Raw genomic sequence first — 18,478 nt, forward strand, 5'->3', positions numbered from 1 at the left:
CAAAAGCAAGCTGTGCGTCAGCCAGTACACCGGCCTTCGCACAACATATCGGACTCCCCCGGCTTTACCGGCCAGGCTTGTCGAAGCAAGTAATGGTTGGGATTGGACGGATCGGGCCGAGGCCCTATCCTTGTCCCAACAAAGGTCGATGCTCCTTACGTTGGAGCTACCCGGACACGAGAGTGCGTGTCGCACGGAAACGCGTAGTGTAGCGGATTGCGGCGGCGGGTCACGCCGGCGACGGCCGCGACGGTACAATGGGCCAGACCGGGTGCCGTGCGCTCCCCCCGAAGCCGGCAATCGATTTTTGCAGACGCACAAGCAGACGACCTAGCGACCATGAACCAGCTCGAACAACTCAGGCAGTTCACCACGGTGGTGGCCGATACCGGCGACTTCCAGCTGATGAAGCAGTACACGCCGCAGGACGCGACCACCAACCCGTCGCTGATCCTGAAGGCGGTGCAGAAACCCGAATACCGCCACCTGCTGGAGCGCGCGGTGCAGGACCACCACGGCAACGGCGGCGTCGACGCGGTGATGGACGAAGTGCTGATCGCCTTTGGCCTCGAGATCCTCGCGATCGTGCCGGGCCGCGTTTCGACCGAGGTCGATGCGCGCCTGTCGTTCGACACCACCGCCACCGTCAACAAGGCGCGCCACCTGATCCAGCTGTACGAGCAGCGCGGCATCGCGCGCGAGCGCGTGCTGATCAAGATCGCCTCCACCTGGGAAGGCATCCGCGCCGCCGAGATCCTGCAGCGCGACGGCATCCGCTGCAACATGACGCTGCTGTTCTCGCTGGTGCAGGCAGTGGCCTGCGCCGAAGCCGGCGCGCAGCTGATCTCGCCGTTCGTCGGCCGCATCTTCGACTGGTACAAGAAACAGGCGGGCGAACAATGGGACGCGACCGCCAACGGCGGCGACAACGATCCCGGCGTGCGTTCGGTGCGCCAGATCTACGACTATTACAAGAAGTTCGGCTATCCCACCGAGGTGATGGGCGCCAGCTTCCGCAGCACCGCGCAGATCCTGTCGCTGGCTGGATGCGACCTGCTGACCATCAGCCCGGAACTGCTGGAACAGCTGGCCGGCGCCCAGGGCCCGGTGGTGCACAAGCTGTCGGTGGACCAGGCCCAGGCCGCCAATATCGCCCGCGTCACCGCGGACGAGCCGTCGTTCCGCTGGCAGTTGAACGAAGACGCGATGGCGACGGAAAAGCTGGCCGAAGGCATCCGCCTGTTTGCCGCGGATGCGGTCAAGCTGGAAAAGCTGATCGCCGAGATTGCGCAATAAGCGCGGCACGCACGGGCGTCGCCACGCCCGGACCTGCGCTTCAGCCGGCCGCTGGCGCCGGCTGCGGCCATAGGTGCGGCAGGCAGGCGCCCGCCGCGGCCGACAGCACGATATCCGCGGTCTGGTCCAGCGCCGACGGCTGCGGATTGACCACGATCACCGGCGCGCCATGCTCGCGCGCCAGCCCCGGCAGCCCCGCCGCCGGGTACACCAGCCCCGAGGTCCCGACCACCAGGCACAAGTCGCAGGTCTGCGCGGCATGCTCGGCGCGGTAGCGCGCCACCCGCGGCAGGTCTTCGCCGAACCACACCACGCCAGGCCGCATCATCGCGCCGCACAGGTTGCAGCGCGGCGGCATGCCGGGCAGCGCGGTCGCCTCGCTGCAGCGGCCGCATCCGTCCAGCCACTTGTTGGCGAACAGGTTGCCGTGCAGTTCGATCACGCCGGCGCTGCCGGCGCGCTGGTGCAGGCCATCGACGTTCTGCGTCACCAGCGTGACCGGTTTCCGCGCGGCCAGCGCCACCAGCGCATGGTGCGCCGGGTTCGGCTTCACCGCCGCAACCAGCTCGCGCCGGTGCAGGTACCACTGCCACACCAGCGCGGGCTGGCGGCGATAGGCCGCCTCGCTGGCCAGCTCTTCCGGATCAAACTGTTCCCACAGCCCGGTCATGGCGTCGCGGAAGGTCGGCACTCCGGATTCGGCGGAAATACCGGCCCCGGTCAGCACGAAGATGTTGCTGGCGCCGTCGATCAGCCGACGCGCTTCCTCTAGCCCCGGGAGTGCCTGCAGAAGGGAATCGTCGGCCATGGTCTCAGCGCGGCAGGCGCCGCTGACGCACGGCCTCGTACAGGCACACGCCGCTGGCCACGGACACGTTCAGGCTTTCCACGCCGCCGGCCATCGGGATGCCGACCAGCTCGTCGCAGGTTTCGCGCGTGAGGCGGCGCATGCCCTCGCCTTCGGCGCCCATCACGATCGCGGTCGGGCCCTTGAAATCGATGTCGTACAGCGACTTCTCGGTGCCGTCGGCGGTGCCGATCACCCAGATGCCACGCTCCTGCAGTTCGCGCAGGGTGCGGGCCAGGTTGGTCACGGTGATGTACGGCACGGTTTCGGCCGCGCCGCTGGCGACTTTGGCCACGGTGGCGTTCAGGCCGACGCTGCGGTCCTTGGGCGCGATCACGGCATGCGCGCCGGCACCGTCGGCCACCCGCAGGCACGCGCCCAGGTTGTGAGGGTCGGTCACGCCATCCAGCACCAGCAGCAGCGGCGTGCCTTCGATGCCATCCAGCAATTCATCCAGGTTCAGCGCCAGGGCCACGTCTTCGGCACGCGCCACCACGCCCTGGTGGCGGTCGGTGCCGGCCATCCCGCGCAGGCGCTCGGCATCGACCGGATGCAGGCGCACGCCGAGGCTTTCGGCCAGGCGCACGAAGTCCTGCATGCGCCGGTCGCGGCGGGCGGATTCTATGTAGATGTCGGACACGCCTTTGGGATCTTGCCGCAGGCGCGCGGTCACGGCGTGAAAGCCGATCAGGAGTTTTTGTTTAGCCATGGGCGCGATTGTACCCGCCCGGCCACCGTCCCCGCGCGTGCGGGGACGGCGATCCGACGGCAATCGGCTAGCGCTTGTGCGGCGTGCGCTTGGCGGCGGTCTTGCCCGCCGGCTTGGCCGGGCGCGCCTTGGAGGCCGGCTTGCGCGGCTTTTCCAGGTGCGCGGGCTTGGGCTTGGCCGCGCGCTTGCCCGGCTTGCCGCCGGTCTTCACATGCGGCTTGAGCGGCGTGATCACCGCCTCGAACACCGGTTGCTCTTCGATCACGCGGTCGAGCGTCTCGTCGAACGATTCTTCCGGCTTGGACGAGCCCCCCAGCAGCGCCGCCAGCTGGCGGCCCTTCTTGCGCGCCGGCACCGCATGGGCGGCGGGCACGCGCGGCTGAGCCTCGGTCCCCGTCGGACGCCCGCGCAGCGTTTTGGCCGAGGGTTCCTGCACCAGGCGGAAGTCGATCTTGCGCGCATCGAGATCGACGCGCGACACCTGCACGCGCACGCGGTCGGTGAGCCGGTAGCGGATGCCGGTGCGCTCGCCGCGCAGTTCGTTGCGGGCCTCGTCGTACTGGAAGTAGTCGCTGCCCAGCTCGGTCACGTGGACCAGGCCCTCGACGTAGAGCTCGTCGAGCTGCACGAAGATGCCGAACGAGGTCACGGCGCTGACCGTGCCGGCATAGTCGCTGCCCAGCTTGTCGCGCATGAAGTAGCACTTGAGCCAGGCCTCGACATCGCGCGAGGCCTCGTCGGCACGGCGCTCGTTGGCCGAACAGTGCAGGCCCAGCTCGTCCCAGATGGCCTCGTTGCGCCGGGCGCGCGCGGCGGTCAGTTCCGCCTTCTGCTCGGCGTCCTTGGCCTGCAGCCGGCGCGCCTTCGGCGAGATCGCCGTGTTCAGCTCGGTGCCGTGGGCAAAGGCCGGCTGGTACTTGGTATGCGCCAGCACTGCCTTGATCGCGCGGTGCACCAGCAGGTCGGGGTAGCGCCGGATCGGGCTGGTGAAGTGCGCGTAGGCCTCGTACGCCAGGCCGAAATGGCCGATATTGTCCGGACTGTACACCGCCTGCTGCATCGAGCGCAGCAGCATGGTCTGCAGCATCGGCGCGTCGGGGCGGGACTTGATCTTGTCCATCACCTCAGCGTAGTCCGACGCCTGCGGCTTGTCGCCGCCGCCGAGCGACAGGCCGGCGGTGCGCAGGAACTCGCGCAGGTTCTTCAGCTTTTCCTCGCTCGGGCCCGCGTGGATGCGGTACAGCGCCGGGTGCTTGAAGCGTTCGAGGAAATCGGCCGCGCACACGTTGGCGGTCAGCATGCATTCCTCGATCAGCCGGTGCGCGTCGTTGCGCGTGCGCGGCAGGATCTGCTCGATCTTGCCCTGCGCATTGCAGACGATATAGGTCTCGGTGGTATCGAAGTCGATCGCGCCGCGCGCGCGCCGCGCCTTGAGCAGGACCTGGAACAGCTCATACAGGTTCTGCAGGTGCGGCACCAGCTCGCTGCGCTTGTGCGCCTCGGGACCCTTGGTATTGGACAGCACCGACCAGACCTCGTTGTAGGTCAGACGCGCCGTCGAATGCATCACCGCCGGGTAGAACTGGTAGCCCTTAAGCTCGCCCTTGGCGGTGATCACGGCATCGCACACCATGCACAGCCGGTCGACGTGCGGGTTGAGCGAGCACAGCCCGTTGGACAGCTTCTCCGGCAGCATCGGGATCACGCGGCGCGGGAAATAGACCGAGGTGGCCCGGTCCAGCGCATCGCCGTCGAGCGGCGTGCCCGGACGCACGTAGTGCGACACGTCAGCGATCGCCACGATCAGGCGCCAGCCCTTGGCACGGCCGATCCTGACCGGCTCGCAATAGACCGCGTCGTCGAAGTCGCGCGCGTCTTCACCATCGATGGTGACCAGCGGGATGTCGCGCAGGTCGATGCGGTGGTCCAGGTCGGCCTGGCGCACCTCGTCGGGCAGTTCGGAGGCTTCCTGGGCAGCGGCCGGCGAGAACGCATGCGGCACGCCGTACTTGCGCACGGCGATCTCGATCTCCATGCCGGGATCGTCGATGTCGCCCAGCACCTCCACCACGCGGCCCACCGGCTGCACATAGCGGTCGGGGAATTCGATCAGCTCGACGCTGACCACTTGCCCCACCCGTGCCTTGCCCTGCGCCTTGGGCGGGATCAGGATGTCCTGGCTGATGCGCTTGTCCTCAGGCGCAACCACCAGTACGCCGCCTTCACTGAGCAGGCGACCGATGACAAAACGGTTGGCGCGCTCGATGATCTCGACGATCTGCCCTTCGGGGCGTCCGCGCCGGTCGTAGCCCACCACGCGCACCTGAGCGCGGTCGTTGTGCATGGCCTTCTGCAGCTCGCGCTCGGGCAGGAAGATGTCGTCCTCGCCGTCGTCGCGGATCAGGAAGCCGAAGCCGTCGCGGTGGCCCTGCACCCGGCCGATGACGAAGTTGGGCTGGTGCGCCAGTTCATAGCGGCCCTTGCGGTTCAGCTCGATCTGGCCATCGCGCTCCATGGCTGCCAGGCGCTTCTGGAAGCCATCATGCTCCTTGCGCGTGACGGCTAGGGCCTTGGCGATATCGCCTGCCGACTGGGGAGATCCCGACGTTCTCAGCACGCCCAGGATTTCTTCCCGGCTGGGGATCGGATAGTTGTTCTGATTCAATTTTTTCTGGAAACTAATTGACAAAATTCTCGCACTCTCTATAATGAGCGCTTCGGTTGTTTCGACACCTGCCCAGGTGGCGGAATTGGTAGACGCACTAGGTTCAGGTCCTAGCGGTGGCAACACTGTGGAGGTTCGAGTCCTCTCCTGGGCACCAGATCACCGGAAAACCCGCAGCGCTTTCGAGCCTTGCGGGTTTTTTGTTTTTGACGCCATTTTCGCGCATCAGATCCGGCAACTTGCACTCCTTGCTTGGCGGCACAGCCGCGATGTCATAACTGCGAGCGTACGGGTTTTTTCCCGTCCGTGAAACCGCGCACCGTACCCCGCGCGGCAGCCGAACCACAACGGTACGGCAATGTCGGGGAGTGTAACAGCTTCAGTGGCGATTCCGGCATTCAGTCGACCGGCACGGACCATTTCGCCGCACGCGCCACGGCTCCGCTTATTTTCCTCCCTAGCCGTTCCATCCTGCTGCTTGACGGCGGCGTCGATATGTAACTATCATGGTTTCACATTGCACCCGACACCATGAGCACAAGCAGCCGGTTTGCCGTCGCCGTCCATATCCTCACCCTGCTGGCCAGTTCCGACGAACCGGTGCCGTCATCGCTGATTGCCGGCAGCGTCGGCACCAACCCGGCGCTGATCCGGCGCCTGGTCGGCCAGCTGGCTGAAGCCGGGCTGGTAACCACCACCATGGGCAGCACCGGCGGCGCCACGCTGGCGCGCGCGGCGGCGTCGATCACGCTGCTGGAGGTGTTCCGCGTGGTGGAGACCACCGCGCTGATCACGCTGCACCAGAGCGCGCCCAATCCAGCCTGCGCGGTCGGTCGCGAGATCACGGGGGCGCTGCGCAAGGTCGCCGACCACGCCCAGGCGGCCATGGACGATGCCCTCGCGGGCATCACCATCGCCAGCATGCTTGCCGATGTCGAGCGCAGCGGCCAGCGCCGCAAGCGCTGATTTTTTTGCCCCGATGTGTAACCACATCGGTTTCATATCCAACTGACCGAAACAAGGAGTGAACATGAAGATCGCAATCATTGGCGCCACCGGCCGCGTTGGCACGCGCCTGACCGACGAAGCCCTGCGCCGCGGCCATCAGGTAACCGCCATTGCGCGCCAGGCGAGCGGGCTGCCCGCGCGTGCCGGCGTGACAACCAGCGATGTGGATGCGACCGACAGCGCAGCGCTGGCCGCCGCCCTCGCCGGCAACGATGTCGTCATCAGCAGCGCGCGCTTTGCGCAGCTGGACGCGCAACAGGTGACCTCGGCGGTGCGCCAGGCCGGCGTGCCGCGCCTGCTGGTGGTAGGCGGTGCCGGCAGCCTTTACGTCGCGCCGGGCGTGCAGCTCGTCGACACCCCGAACTTTCCCGACGCCTACAAGGCCGAGGCACTGGCCGGCCGGGACTTCCTGAACGCGCTGCGCGGCGAGCAGCAGATCGACTGGACCTTCCTGTCGCCGTCCGCGCTGTTCGAGCCGGGCGAGCGCACCGGCAAATTCCGCATCGGCGCGGACGACCTGCTGAGCGACGCGGCAGGCAAGAGCTGGATCTCGATGGAAGACTACGCCATCGCGATGCTCGACGAGATTGAAACGCCGACGCATTCGCGCCAGCGTTTCACGGTCGGCTACTGAGCCGCGGCTGGCAGCCGGCGGCGGTGCTCAGTCGCGCCCGCCGTCGTCCAGCAGGCTGGCGCGCTTGCCGCGCTTGAGCCACGCCGCGAGGTTGTGCGGGCGCAGCGTGTCGTACTCTTCGAACGGCTGGTGGATCCAGGGGTTCGATTCCAGGAAGGTCACGTGGTAGTCGGGTTCCACCTTGGAGCACGCCTTGTACCACAGCACCGCCGAGCGCACCTCGGTCACCGCCGGGTAGCGTTCCTTGAGGTGGCGGCCCACGCGCTCCAGCGTGATGCCCGAGTCGACCAGATCGTCCACCAGCAGGATCTTGCCGCTCAGCTCGCCCCGGGTCATGGTGATGTACTGCGCGATGTCGAGATCGCCCTGCTGCGTGCCGGCGGCCTCGCGATAGCTGCTGGTGGCCAGGATCGCCAGCGGCACGTCGAAGATGCGCGACATCTGGTCGCCCACGCGCAGCCCGCCGCGTGCGAGGCACAGGATCTTGTCGAACTTCCAGCCCGACTCATGCACGTTCAGCGACAGGCGTGCGATCAGGCGATGGTAGTCGTCCCAGGAGACCCACAGGTTCTCGTCGTCGTTGGTAGGCAGGTTCATCGTTCTACTCTTTGTATCTTCGGGTCGGTTGACCGATATGGCTCGGCCCGCTTGCGCGGGCCGATTTTATTCTGGCGGGCCGCTGCGCTCGTGGCGCGGCGGCTTGCAGCCGTACGGCTGGCGGGTCAGGCCGTGTACGGGTGGCGCAGCAGGATGGTCTCGTCGCGGTCCGGGCCGGTCGAGATCATGTCGATCGGGATGCCGACCACTTCTTCCACGCGCTTCAGGTAGACGCGGGCCTGCTCGGGCAGCGCGTCCCAGGCCTTGACGCCGAAGGTGGACTCGTTCCAGCCGGGGAATTCCTCGTAGACCGGTACGCAACGCGCCACGGCGTCAGAGCCGCGCGGCAGGATGTCGACGGTCTTGCCGTCGAGTTCGTAGCCCACGCACAGCTTGATGGTTTCCAGGCCATCGAGTACGTCCAGCTTGGTCATGCACAGGCCGGACACGCCGTTGATCTGCACCGAGCGCTTGAGCGCGGCGGCGTCGAGCCAGCCGGTGCGGCGCGGACGGCCGGTGACCGAGCCGAATTCCTTGCCGACGTTGGCCAGGCGCACGCCGACCGGGTCCTGGCGCGAGGGGTTGTCGTTGTCGTACAGCTCGCTCGGGAACGGGCCCGCGCCCACGCGGGTGCAATAGGCCTTGGTGATGCCGAGGATATAGTTCAGGCGGCCCGGGCCCACGCCCGCGCCGGCTGCGGCCGCACCGGCCACGCAGTTGCTCGAGGTGACGAACGGATAGGTGCCGTGGTCGACGTCGAGCAGCGTGCCCTGCGCGCCTTCGAACATCAGGTTGCCGCCGGCGGCGTTGACCGCGTAGAGCTCGGCCGACACGTCGGCGACCATCGGCGCCAGGCGCGGCGCATAGGCCAGCGCTTCATCCAGGGTCTGCTGGAAATCCACGGCTTCCGCGCCCAGGTACTGGGTCAGCATGAAGTTGTGGTAATCCAGGTTTTCGCGCAGGCGTTCGGCGAACTGCTGCGGATCGAACAGGTCCTGCACGCGCAGCGCGCGGCGCGCGACCTTGTCTTCATAGGCCGGGCCGATGCCGCGGCCGGTGGTGCCGATCTTGGCGGCGCCACGGCGGGCTTCGCGCGCCTTGTCGATGGCAACGTGGTACGGCAGGATCAGCGTGGCCGCCTCGGAAATGCGCAGGCGGCTCTGCACCTGCAGGCCGGCGCCTTCGAGTTCTTCGATTTCACGGAACAAAGCTTCGGGCGACAGCACCACACCGTTGCCGATGTAGCAGACCGTGCCGTCACGCATGATCCCGGACGGGATCAGCCTGAGGATGGTCTTCTTGCCGCCGATGATCAGCGTGTGGCCAGCGTTGTGGCCACCCTGGAACCGCACCACGCCCTTTGCCTGGTCGGTAAGCCAATCGACGATTTTTCCTTTGCCTTCGTCACCCCACTGGGTGCCGATCACGACGACATTGCGTCCCTGGCCTACTGCGGATGCGGACATATTGCTTTGGTCAATAGGTTAAAAACGTATTCTACTCTTGTTGCCGGGCGATTCCGGGTTTTTGGCCCGCCCCGGCATGGATGCGTCAGCGCGGCACCACGGCCCAGCCGTTGCCCTGGCGCACCAGTTGACGGTCGCAATTGAACTCGTCCAGCTCGTGGGTGTGGCCCGGCAGCGACTGGATCACGATCTCGCCAGTAGCGCGCAGCGCGGAAATGGCGGCGCGGAGTGCCGGGTCCGCATCCCAAGGCGCAAAAATCGCCTGGGCGCGCACTTCCACAGGCGACAACGCCGCCACTTCCCGCAGATCGAGCGAGAAACCCGTGGCGGGACGCGCCCGGCCAAAGGCCTCGCCGACCTTGTCATAACGGCCACCACGCGCCACGTAATTGGGCAGGCCGGCCACATAGGCCGCGAACATCACACCGCTGTGATAGTGGTAACCGCGCAAGTCCGACAAGTCGATATTCACGCTGGCGCCCCGCACCTGCACCGCCAGCGCCGCCAGTTCGTCGAGCGCGCGGCCGATGGCCGGGCTGGCCGGCAGCGTCGAGCGGGCGCGCTCGATCACGTCGACGCCCCCATACAGCGTCGGCAACGCCAGCAGCGCATCGCGTTCGGTCTGCGGCATGCCCACGGTCAGCTCGCGCAAGGCGGGCACGTCCTTGGTTTCGAGCGCGGCAAAGAGCGCGTCCTCGATCTTGCGGATCGACGGCAGGCCGGCCAGCAGTGCTTCCAGGATGCCGGCATGGCACAGGTCGATGCGGACCTCCGACAGGCCCGCCGCGGCCAGCGCAGCCAGCATCAGCTCCTGGATCTCGACGTCGGCTTCCAGGCCGGCATGGCCATAGATCTCGGCGCCGATCTGGATCGGCTCGCGGGTGGCGTGGAAACCCGCGGGGCGCGCGTGCAGCACGTTACCTGCGTAGCACAGGCGGGTCACGCCGGGACGGTTCAGCAAGTGGGCATCGATGCGCGCCACCTGCGGCGTGATATCGGCACGCAGGCCCATGGTGCGGCCCGACAGCTGGTCCACCAGCTTGAGCGTGCGCAGGTCCAGGTCATGGCCGGTACCGGTCAGCAGCGACTCGAGGTATTCGAGCATCGGCGGCATCACCATCTCGTAGCCGTAGGTGCGGAACAGGTCCAGCATGCGGCGGCGCAGTTCCTCGATCTTGCGCGCTTCCGACGGGAGCACGTCGGCAATGTTTTCTGGCAGCAGCCAATGGTTGGACATGGTGAATCTCTTCTCAGTCATTCGGTTGCCCGCGGGCGCAGCGCCTGCAGGTGCCGGGTCTTTGCCCCGGGAAAACAAGGTTGCGGGCACCGCGCGCCCGCGCCATCACTCCACGGCAATGGCTCCAGCCGGACAAAACCCCGGCAAGCCGGGGTTTCGTCAATTCGCCACATGGACAAGCGACGGTGCTAGCGCTTGCCTCCCGCGTTGCCGGAGGCCGCGGCGGCAGCGCCACCGCTGGAACGCATGTAGCGGAAGAAGTCGGAGTTGGGCTCCAGCACCAGCACGTCGCGCTTGTCGCGGAAGGTGTTGCGGTAGGCCTCCATGCTGCGCCAGAACTGCGCAAACTGCGGATCGCGGCCGAACGCATCGGCATAGATCTGCGATGCCTTGGCATCGCCCTCGCCCTTGATCACCTGCGCATCGCGATAGGCCTCGGCCAGCACCACTTCGCGCTGGCGATCGGCGTCGGCGCGGATCTTCTCGCCCTCGGCGGCGCCGGTGGAGCGCAGTTCGTTGGCCACGCGCTTGCGCTCGGCTTCCATGCGGCGGTACACCGATTCGCTGATCGCGGGCAGCAGGTCGACACGCTTCAGGCGCACGTCCAGGATCTCGACGCCGACCGACTTGGCATACTCGCTCATGCCGTTGCGGATTGCCTGCATCACCTGCTCGCGCTCGCCGGCGACCACGTCGGCCACGGTGCGCTTGCCAAATTCTTCGCGCGCCACCGAGTCGATACGCTGCGTCATGCGGTCCTGCGCGCCACGCAGGTTGCCGCCGAAGGCGACAAAGAACTTGCGTGGATCGGTGATGCGCCATTTGACGAACCAGTCCACCACCATGCTCTTCTTCTCGGCGGTCAGGAAACGCTCGTTGGCGGCCACGTCGATGGTCTGCAGGCGGCGGTCCATGAACACCACGTTCTGGAACGGCGGCGGCAGCTTGAAATGCAGGCCGGGCTCACGCACCACCTGCTTGATCTCGCCGAAGGCGAACACCACGGCGTACTGGCGCTGGTCGACCACGAACAGCATGGACGAGACCACGGCCAGCAGGATGAAAAAGCCGATCGCGAAGGAAATCAGTCGGTTCATGACGGTCTCCTCAGCGCGAGTCGCGGTCGCGGTTGCGCAGCGATTCGCGCGACCGGTTGTCCGTCGGGGCATCCGGCGCCGGCGCCGGCGTGCCCGCCGCGCCGGGCTGGCCCGGTTGCGGCGTGGCGCGGCCCTCGGCCTGCGCCACCAGCTTGTCCAGCGGCAGGTAGAGCAGGTTGTTGCCCTGGCGCGCGTCGACCAGCACCTTGGTCGAATTGGTGTAGATCTGCTGCATGGTTTCCAGATAGATGCGGTCGCGCGTCACCTGCGGCGCCTTGGCGTATTCGCCCTGTACCGAACGGAAGCGCGACGCATCGCCCTCGGCCTGCGCCACCACGCGGGCGCGATAGGCTTCGGACTCTTCCTTCAGGCGCGCCGCGGTGCCCTTGGCGCGCGGGATGATGTCGTTGGCGTAGGCCTGGCCCTCGCTGATGGCACGCTCGCGGTCCTGGCTGGCCTTGTTGACGTCGTCAAACGCGGCCTGCACCTGTTCCGGCGGCTGCACGCTCTGCACGTTCACCGACAGCACGCGAATGCCGGTCTTGTACGCCGACAGGATGGCCTGGATCGACTTGGCCAGTTGCTGCGCGATCTGTTCGCGGTTTTCGTACAGCACCGCATCCATCTTGTTGCGGCCGACGATCTCGCGCACCGAGGTTTCGGCCGCCTGCGTCACCAGTTCTTCATCGCCACCGCGGTCGGTCTTGTTGAAGAACAGGAACTCGCTGGCGTCCTGGATCACGTACTGCACGGTGAAGCGCACGTCGATGATGTTCTCGTCCTGCGTCAGCATCGACGAGTCTTTCAGGTTGCTGTCCTTGATCGAGGTGGAGCGGCCCACCTCGACCGAGCGCACCGCCGACAGGTTGACCACCTCGGCCGACTGGACCGGCCAGGGCATGCGCCAGTTGATGCCGGGCCCGGTTGAATACTTGAACTTGCCGAACTGCAGGATCACCGCGGTCTGGCCTTCCTGCACCATGAAGAAACCGCTGGCCAGCCAGATGCCGACCACCGCGGCCACGATCACGCCGGCGCCGACGCCCGAGCTCTTGCCCGGCGTGCGCGGACCGCCGAAGCCCTGGTTGCCGCCGCCACCGTTTTCCTTGCGGCCGAGCAGGCCGTTCAGGCGACGGTTGAAGTCGCGCCACAGTTCGTCCAGGTCCGGCGGGCCGCCATCCTGCTGCGGACGCTGGTTCTGCTGGCGGTTGTCGTCGCGGCCGTCCTTCTTGTCATCGTCCTGCCCATCCCGACCCCAGCGCGGATCGTTCAGCGAGAAGATGGCGCGCAGGCGCTGCCAGCCCGCGCGCAGCGCGAAGCGGCCGCCTGGTGTCAGGCTCGAATCAGCATTCCGGGGAAACTGGGGCATGAAGTGCACGGGTCCGGGGAAGTTTGTAACAGGGGGATTCTAGCAGTCATCGGCGCCACATTTGGCCAATTCGCGCAATCCCGGCGGCAACCGCACTGGAATTGGGCAGAACCGGCGCCCATCTGGTACTGAGACGGAGCGGATGGCGGCAAGCCTCTGGCAAGCCGCCGTGCCTACGGCCGTTGCGAATCCCCCGCGTCGGCGTCGTCGCCATTGCGGCCGCCGTCGGCTTCATCAGCCTGCGGCATGTCGTCCAGGCGCGCATCGTAGGGCCGGGGCTCCGCTGGCCGACTGGCCAGCCATTGCGCCACCTCGACCACGGCCTCGCGCAGCGCGTCGAGGCCGAGCCCTTCGCGCGCACTCAGGAACACGCGGGTGGGAATGCCGTCCTCGTCGCGCTCGATGCGCGCGCCCTCGCCCATCAGTTCGGGCGCGGCGTCGATCTTGTTCATCACCACGATCTGCGGGATGTCGAGGGCGTTGATTTCCGCCAGCACCCGGTTGACCTGCTCGATCTGCTCGTGGCGCACCGGGCTCGATGCATCCACCACATGCAGCAGCAGGTCCGCATGCACGGTTTCGTCCAGCGTGGCACGGAATGCCGCCACCAGCTGCGTCGGCAGGTCGCGGATAAAGCCGACCGTGTCCGACAGCACCACGTTGCCCAGGCCGTCCAGGAACAGCCGGCGCGAGGTGGTGTCGAGCGTGGCGAAGAGCTGGTTGGCCGCATACGCGCCGGCCTTGGTCAGCGCGTTGAACAGCGTCGACTTGCCCGCATTGGTGTAGCCCACCAGTGAGATGCTGAGGGTGTCGTTGCGCGCCCGTGCCCGCCGCTGCGTGCTGTGCTGGCGCTGCAGCCGCGACAGATCGGACTTGAGCCGCTTGGCGCGCTCGTCCAGCATGCGGCGGTCCAGTTCCAGCTGGCGCTCGCCAGGGCCGCCGCGCATGCCGATGCCGCCCTTCTGCCGCTCGAGGTGGCTCCACGCGCGGACCAGCCGCGAAGCGCGGTACTGCACCTGCGCCAGTTCGACCTGCACCTTGCCGACGTGGCTCTGCGCGCGCTGCCCGAAGATGTCCAGGATCAGGCCGGTACGGTCGATCACGTGGCGGTTCAGGAAGCGCTCCAGGTTGCGTTGCTGCGCCGGGCTCAGCGCGTGGTTAAAGACCACCACGTCGGCATCCAGCGCATCGGCGGCTTCCTTCAGCTCCTCGGCCTTGCCCGAGCCGATAAACAAAGCCGGGTCCGGCCGCGAGCGGCGGCCCGTCAGCGTGTGCACCGGCAGCGAGCCGGCGGTTGAGGTCAGCAGCGCCAGTTCGCTGAGGCTTTCCTGGAAATCATGCTTGCCGAAGTCGACGCCGACGAGGATGGCGCGCGAAGGGGCGGTATTTGAGGTGGCTCTGGGGTCCAAGGGCGGGCGCGAATGCGCAGGGAAATACGGGTTCAGGGGGAAGGATGGCAGATCTCGGACACTGTCCTGGCCCCTGCCGGGACAGGCCGCCGCATGGTGCGGAACGTGGCGGCAGCGGCGGGCGCCTTGGCAACCACCGGGCCGCGCGGCACCGGGCGCATTGGCACGCCGGCGCCGGGCATCGATGCGGCGCCGCCTGGCGCCCGCGCGATGCCCTCGGGCAGATCAGTCAGATCACGCCTCGGCGGAATCATCCACACGGAAATTGACCGCGCGCGCCGGCACGACAGTGGAGATCGCATGCTTGTAGACCATCTGGGTCACGGTATTGCGCAGCAGGACGACATACTGGTCGAACGATTCGATATTGCCTTGCAGCTTGATGCCATTGACGAGATAGATGGAAACCGGCACGTGCTCTTTGCGCAGCGCGTTCAGGAACGGGTCTTGTAGCAGTTGCCCTTTGTTGCTCATGGCACACTCCAAATTTATAGGTTTAGTGGTGAATGATGGGGATGGAACTCCCCGGTTCAAGTCAGGCGGCGCAAAAACGCGCCAGAAAAAAGATCAAAACGGTACCAAGTTGGCGTCAATGCGCAGGGAACCCCCTGCTACCGTGAATTTAGCCGCAGTTCCAAACGAACGCAAACGAAAACTGGCCCGCACGAATCCGATTCCGGACTCAATCCTTCGAGTCGGCGTACGGATTTTTGTTCGTGCGAAATTCGATGCGCAGGGGCGTGCCCTTGAGCTTGAATGCCGCACGGAAACGGTTTTCCAGGTAGCGCCGATAGGTCTCCGCCACGCCCGACAGGGCATTGCCGTGGACCACGATGATGGGCGGATTGGAGCCGCCCTGGTGCGCATAGCGCAGCTTGGGCCGCGACGCGCCGACGCGCTTGGGCTGCTGGAATTCGACAGCTTCCTGCAGCACGCGCGTCAGTTGCGGCGTCGGCAGCTTGACCATCGCCGCCGCATACGCATCATCGACCGAACGCATCAGCGCGCCGATGCCGGTGCGCTCGCGCGCCGACACAAAATGCATGTTCGCAAAGCTCAGGAATTGCAGCTTGCGCTCCAGGTCGTGCTTGATGCGGTCACGCGTATGACCGTCCAGCCCGTCCCATTTGTTGACGCCAACCACCAGCGCGCGGCCCGACTCGACGATAAAGCCGGCAATATGCGCGTCCTGGTCGGAAATGTCCTGCTGCGCATCGAGCAGCAGGATCACCACGTTGGCATCCGCGATCGACTGCAGCGTCTTGACCACCGAGAACTTCTCGATCGCCTCGAACACCTTGCCGCGGCGGCGCAGGCCCGCGGTATCGATCAGCGTATAGGGCTTGCCGCCACGCTCGAACTCCACATAGATGGCGTCGCGGGTAGTGCCGGGCATGTCGAAGGCAATCACGCGCTCTTCACCGATCAGCGTGTTGACCAGCGTCGACTTGCCCACGTTGGGGCGCCCGACGATGGCGATCTTGACGCCCTTGCCCTCGTCGGAGGCTTCCTCGGCCAGCTCGGGGCGCTCCTGCACCGCCAGCTCGATGGCTTCATCGACCAGCTCGCGCACGCCGTCGCCATGGGCGGCGGAGATCGCGTACGGCTCTCCCATGCCCAGCTCATAGAAGTCCGCCGCCACCGAGGTGTACTTCATGCCCTCGGCCTTGTTGACCACCAGCATGATGCGCCGGCCGGTCTTGCGCAGGTAATCGGCAATGGCGCGGTCCTGCGGCGCCAGGCCCAGGCGGCCGTCGACGATAAAGATCACCACGTCGGCCTCGACCACCGCCTGCTTGGTCTGCTTGGCCATCTCGGCGACGATGCCTTCCTTGACCACCGGCTCGAAGCCGCCGGTATCGATGGCGATGAACGGACGTTCGCCGATGCGCCCTTCGCCGTAATGGCGGTCGCGTGTCAGGCCCGGCAGGTCGGCGACAAGGGCGTCGCGCGAACGGGTCATGCGGTTGAATAGCGTCGACTTGCCCACATTGGGGCGGCCGACAAGTGCGATAACTGGTTTCATGCCATAAACGGAAACGGGGGCCGGCAACTGCCGCCCCCCGGTAACTCCGGAGTCAAGGGTTCCAGCGGCAGCCCGCGCCACCTGGGCGCGGGCTGCCGCTTGTCCTGTCGGGCGCGGCCGGGGTCACCGACCCGCTGCAATTGCCGCGCCAAGGATCATGCTACCGGATTCGGCGCCGGCCGTACCGACAGGTGTACGGCAGCGCGCATTGGGTCCTGTCAGCCAGGCTGGAAACCGTAGACGTCGCCGTCGCGCGTCTGGATCACCAGGGTCTGCCCCGCCACCACGGGCGCGGCGGTGATGGCGCTGCCATCGGTCTTCACGCGGGCAACCACCTGGCCGTCCTCGCGCGACAAGAAGTGGACATAGCCTTCGAAGTCGCCCATCACCACCGAGCGGCCCAGCGCCAGCGGCGCGCCCAGGCGCCGGTTGCGCAGGTCGGCGTTCTTCCAGCGCTCGGCGCCGTTCTGGCGGTCGAAGGCATGCACCACCGATTGCTCGTCGCTGGCGTATAGCGCATTGTCATCTTGCGCGGGCCCGGCCGGCGACGAGAAATCCTTGCCCCACTGCGGCTGGCCGCTGGCCAGCTCCAGGCAGGCGACCCGGCCCTGGAAGGTGGTGGCGCAGACCTGGCGGCCGCTGACCATGGGCAGGCCGGTGACGTCGTTCAGGCGCTCGATCTCGGAAACGCCCTTCGGGTAGGAAATCGCGCTTTCCCAGCGCAGCACGCCGTTGCCCGGCGTCAGCACGCCCAGCTTGCCGCCGGGGAAGCCCATCACGATGCCGTCGCCCGCGAACGCCATGCCCATCGCCGCGCGCAGGTTCAACGGGGTCTGTGAACGCTGGTAGATCCAGCGGCGCTCGCCGGTTTCGGCATCCAGGCCGAACACCCGGGTATCGGTGGTGCGCACCACTACCAGGCCGTTGCCGACCAGCGGCGCCGACAGGACCTCGCCGTTGACCTGTTTCTTCCAGATCTGCTTGCCGCTGGCGTCGAAGGCATAGACCGCGCCCTTCTCACCCGCGACCGCGGTCACCGAGCCGTCGCTGCCCGGCCCGGAGGTCAGGTCCACGTCGGCCTTGGCCTTCCACAGCACCCGGCCGGTGGCGCCTTCGAGCGCCATCACGTTGCCGTTGTTGGACGACACATAGACATTGTTGCCGGCCGCGGCCGGCTGCATCGAATAGGGGCCGCTCTTGCCGACATCGGCCTTCCAGGCCTGGCGCACCGCCAGCGTGGCCGAGACCGGCTTGAGTTCGGCGGGCGGGTGCTTGTTTTCCTTGCTGAACAGAGAGCAGCCGCCCAGCGTGGCCAGGCAGGCAGCCGCCACCAGCGCACGGGAAATGGTGCGGGCAGGCTGGCGATGTACGGCACGGGAAAGCACTGACGTCATAACTTTACGGTCCTGTTGTTCGATCCGCGGGATCAACGGTATGGCAAGGGTTCAAAAGCAGCCGGATCAGGCCGTGCCCAGCGCATCGAGCTTGAACTGGATGATCTGGCGCATTGCCGGCTCGGCCTGGCCCAGCTTGTCCAGCGCCTTGCGATAGGCCGTGCGGGCATCGTCGCGCTTGTCCTGCGCGGCGAGCAGGTCGCCGCGGCGGTCCGCGTACAGCGCCACGAACGCTGCCGGCGGCTCTTCCTTGAGCAGCGCCAGGCCCTGGTCAAAGGCCTTCTCGTCGAGCAGCACGCCGGCCAGGCGCACGCGCGCCAGGTGGGAATAGGCTTCGTCGCCGTGGTCGATGGCCCATTGCAGCTGGCTCTTGGCGGCGGTCAGGTCGCCCGCATCGTACAGCACGCGACTGGCGACCAGTGCGCTCATCTGGCCGTAAGCGGTCCGGCTGTACTTGCCTTCCAGGTCGGTCGCGGCGCGCTTGATGCGTTCGACATCGCGCGCCTCGGCGGCCTTCAGCACCTGCTCGTACAGCACCGCGGCTTCGCCGGCCTGCTTGCGTTCCCAGTACTTCCAGCCGTTCCAGCCGGCAAAGGCCAGCAGCGCGATGATCAGCACCCAGGTCAGCGCATTGCCATACTGGCGCCACCAGGCCTTCAGATTCTCAAGCTGTTCCTGTTCTTCTAGATCGTAAGCCATGTCGAGGCAATCACCTGCGTTGGTT

At 66.7% G+C, this 18,478-nt stretch carries 16 protein-coding genes and 1 tRNA gene; 4 read left to right on the forward strand and 13 right to left on the reverse strand.

The window, feature by feature from the left end:
* Window positions 1-339 precede the first annotated feature (339 nt).
* Complete coding sequence (tal, locus tag ACOCMH_RS26590) at window positions 340-1,296, forward strand: transaldolase (protein ID WP_427310108.1); 957 nt, start codon at window positions 340-342, stop codon at window positions 1,294-1,296.
* 40 nt (window positions 1,297-1,336) lie between these two features.
* Here the strand turns inward: tal and ACOCMH_RS26595 are convergent, their stop codons facing one another.
* The 3 genes from ACOCMH_RS26595 to rnr form a co-directional block, all read right to left on the reverse strand.
* Entirely contained in the window at window positions 1,337-2,104 is a 768-nt protein-coding gene (locus ACOCMH_RS26595; protein ID WP_427310110.1) for an SIR2 family NAD-dependent protein deacylase, read from the reverse strand.
* 4 nt (window positions 2,105-2,108) lie between these two features.
* Window positions 2,109-2,852 (reverse strand): 23S rRNA (guanosine(2251)-2'-O)-methyltransferase RlmB, encoded by a 744-nt coding sequence (gene rlmB, locus ACOCMH_RS26600; RefSeq protein WP_012353149.1) that lies wholly within the window; start codon window positions 2,850-2,852, stop codon window positions 2,109-2,111.
* A gap of 67 nt (window positions 2,853-2,919) precedes the next feature.
* Window positions 2,920-5,517: a ribonuclease R gene (gene rnr, locus ACOCMH_RS26605; protein WP_427310112.1), complete on the reverse strand. Its 2,598-nt coding sequence runs from the start codon at window positions 5,515-5,517 to the stop codon at window positions 2,920-2,922.
* A gap of 70 nt (window positions 5,518-5,587) precedes the next feature.
* Here rnr and ACOCMH_RS26610 point away from each other — a divergent pair.
* The 3 genes from ACOCMH_RS26610 (at window position 5,588) to ACOCMH_RS26620 (ending at window position 7,159) form a co-directional block, all read left to right on the forward strand.
* A tRNA-Leu gene (locus ACOCMH_RS26610) sits at window positions 5,588-5,674 on the forward strand.
* A gap of 374 nt (window positions 5,675-6,048) precedes the next feature.
* Window positions 6,049-6,483: an Rrf2 family transcriptional regulator gene (locus ACOCMH_RS26615; protein ID WP_427310114.1), complete on the forward strand. Its 435-nt coding sequence runs from the start codon at window positions 6,049-6,051 to the stop codon at window positions 6,481-6,483.
* Window positions 6,484-6,547: 64 nt separating this feature from the next.
* Window positions 6,548-7,159, forward strand: a complete 612-nt coding sequence (locus tag ACOCMH_RS26620) for an NAD(P)-dependent oxidoreductase (protein ID WP_427310116.1) — start codon at window positions 6,548-6,550, stop codon at window positions 7,157-7,159.
* A gap of 27 nt (window positions 7,160-7,186) precedes the next feature.
* Here the strand turns inward: ACOCMH_RS26620 and ACOCMH_RS26625 are convergent, their stop codons facing one another.
* The 10 genes from ACOCMH_RS26625 to ACOCMH_RS26670 form a co-directional block, all read right to left on the reverse strand.
* Window positions 7,187-7,756, reverse strand: a complete 570-nt coding sequence (locus tag ACOCMH_RS26625) for a phosphoribosyltransferase (RefSeq protein ID WP_171516942.1) — start codon at window positions 7,754-7,756, stop codon at window positions 7,187-7,189.
* A gap of 125 nt (window positions 7,757-7,881) precedes the next feature.
* The gene (locus ACOCMH_RS26630) at window positions 7,882-9,222 is read right to left on the reverse strand and encodes an adenylosuccinate synthase (protein ID WP_427310117.1); all 1,341 of its coding nucleotides are present in this window, start codon (window positions 9,220-9,222) and stop codon (window positions 7,882-7,884) included.
* Window positions 9,223-9,307: 85 nt separating this feature from the next.
* Complete coding sequence (locus ACOCMH_RS26635; RefSeq protein WP_427310119.1) at window positions 9,308-10,459, reverse strand: ATP phosphoribosyltransferase regulatory subunit; 1,152 nt, start codon at window positions 10,457-10,459, stop codon at window positions 9,308-9,310.
* A 188-nt stretch (window positions 10,460-10,647) separates the two neighbouring features.
* Window positions 10,648-11,556 (reverse strand): protease modulator HflC, encoded by a 909-nt coding sequence (gene hflC, locus ACOCMH_RS26640; RefSeq protein ID WP_171516945.1) that lies wholly within the window; start codon window positions 11,554-11,556, stop codon window positions 10,648-10,650.
* Window positions 11,557-11,566: 10 nt separating this feature from the next.
* Window positions 11,567-12,925, reverse strand: a complete 1,359-nt coding sequence (gene hflK, locus ACOCMH_RS26645; RefSeq protein ID WP_427310120.1) for an FtsH protease activity modulator HflK — start codon at window positions 12,923-12,925, stop codon at window positions 11,567-11,569.
* Window positions 12,926-13,098: 173 nt separating this feature from the next.
* On the reverse strand, window positions 13,099-14,334 hold the full coding sequence (gene hflX, locus ACOCMH_RS26650) for a GTPase HflX (protein ID WP_427310122.1): 1,236 nt from the start codon (window positions 14,332-14,334) through the stop codon (window positions 13,099-13,101).
* Window positions 14,335-14,568: 234 nt separating this feature from the next.
* Window positions 14,569-14,808, reverse strand: coding sequence for an RNA chaperone Hfq (hfq, locus tag ACOCMH_RS26655; protein ID WP_012353158.1), 240 nt, complete (start codon window positions 14,806-14,808; stop codon window positions 14,569-14,571).
* Window positions 14,809-15,016: 208 nt separating this feature from the next.
* Window positions 15,017-16,360 (reverse strand): ribosome biogenesis GTPase Der, encoded by a 1,344-nt coding sequence (gene der, locus ACOCMH_RS26660; RefSeq protein ID WP_427310125.1) that lies wholly within the window; start codon window positions 16,358-16,360, stop codon window positions 15,017-15,019.
* A gap of 218 nt (window positions 16,361-16,578) precedes the next feature.
* Window positions 16,579-17,754 carry an outer membrane protein assembly factor BamB gene (bamB, locus tag ACOCMH_RS26665; RefSeq protein ID WP_427310127.1) on the reverse strand — a complete coding sequence of 392 codons (1,176 nt, stop codon included), beginning with the start codon at window positions 17,752-17,754 and terminating at the stop codon, window positions 16,579-16,581.
* A 66-nt stretch (window positions 17,755-17,820) separates the two neighbouring features.
* On the reverse strand, window positions 17,821-18,453 hold the full coding sequence (locus ACOCMH_RS26670; protein WP_427310128.1) for a YfgM family protein: 633 nt from the start codon (window positions 18,451-18,453) through the stop codon (window positions 17,821-17,823).
* Window positions 18,454-18,478 lie beyond the last annotated feature (25 nt).

This window comes from Cupriavidus sp. H39 (genome assembly GCF_050271075.1).
GTDB lineage: Bacteria > Pseudomonadota > Gammaproteobacteria > Burkholderiales > Burkholderiaceae > Cupriavidus > Cupriavidus necator_B.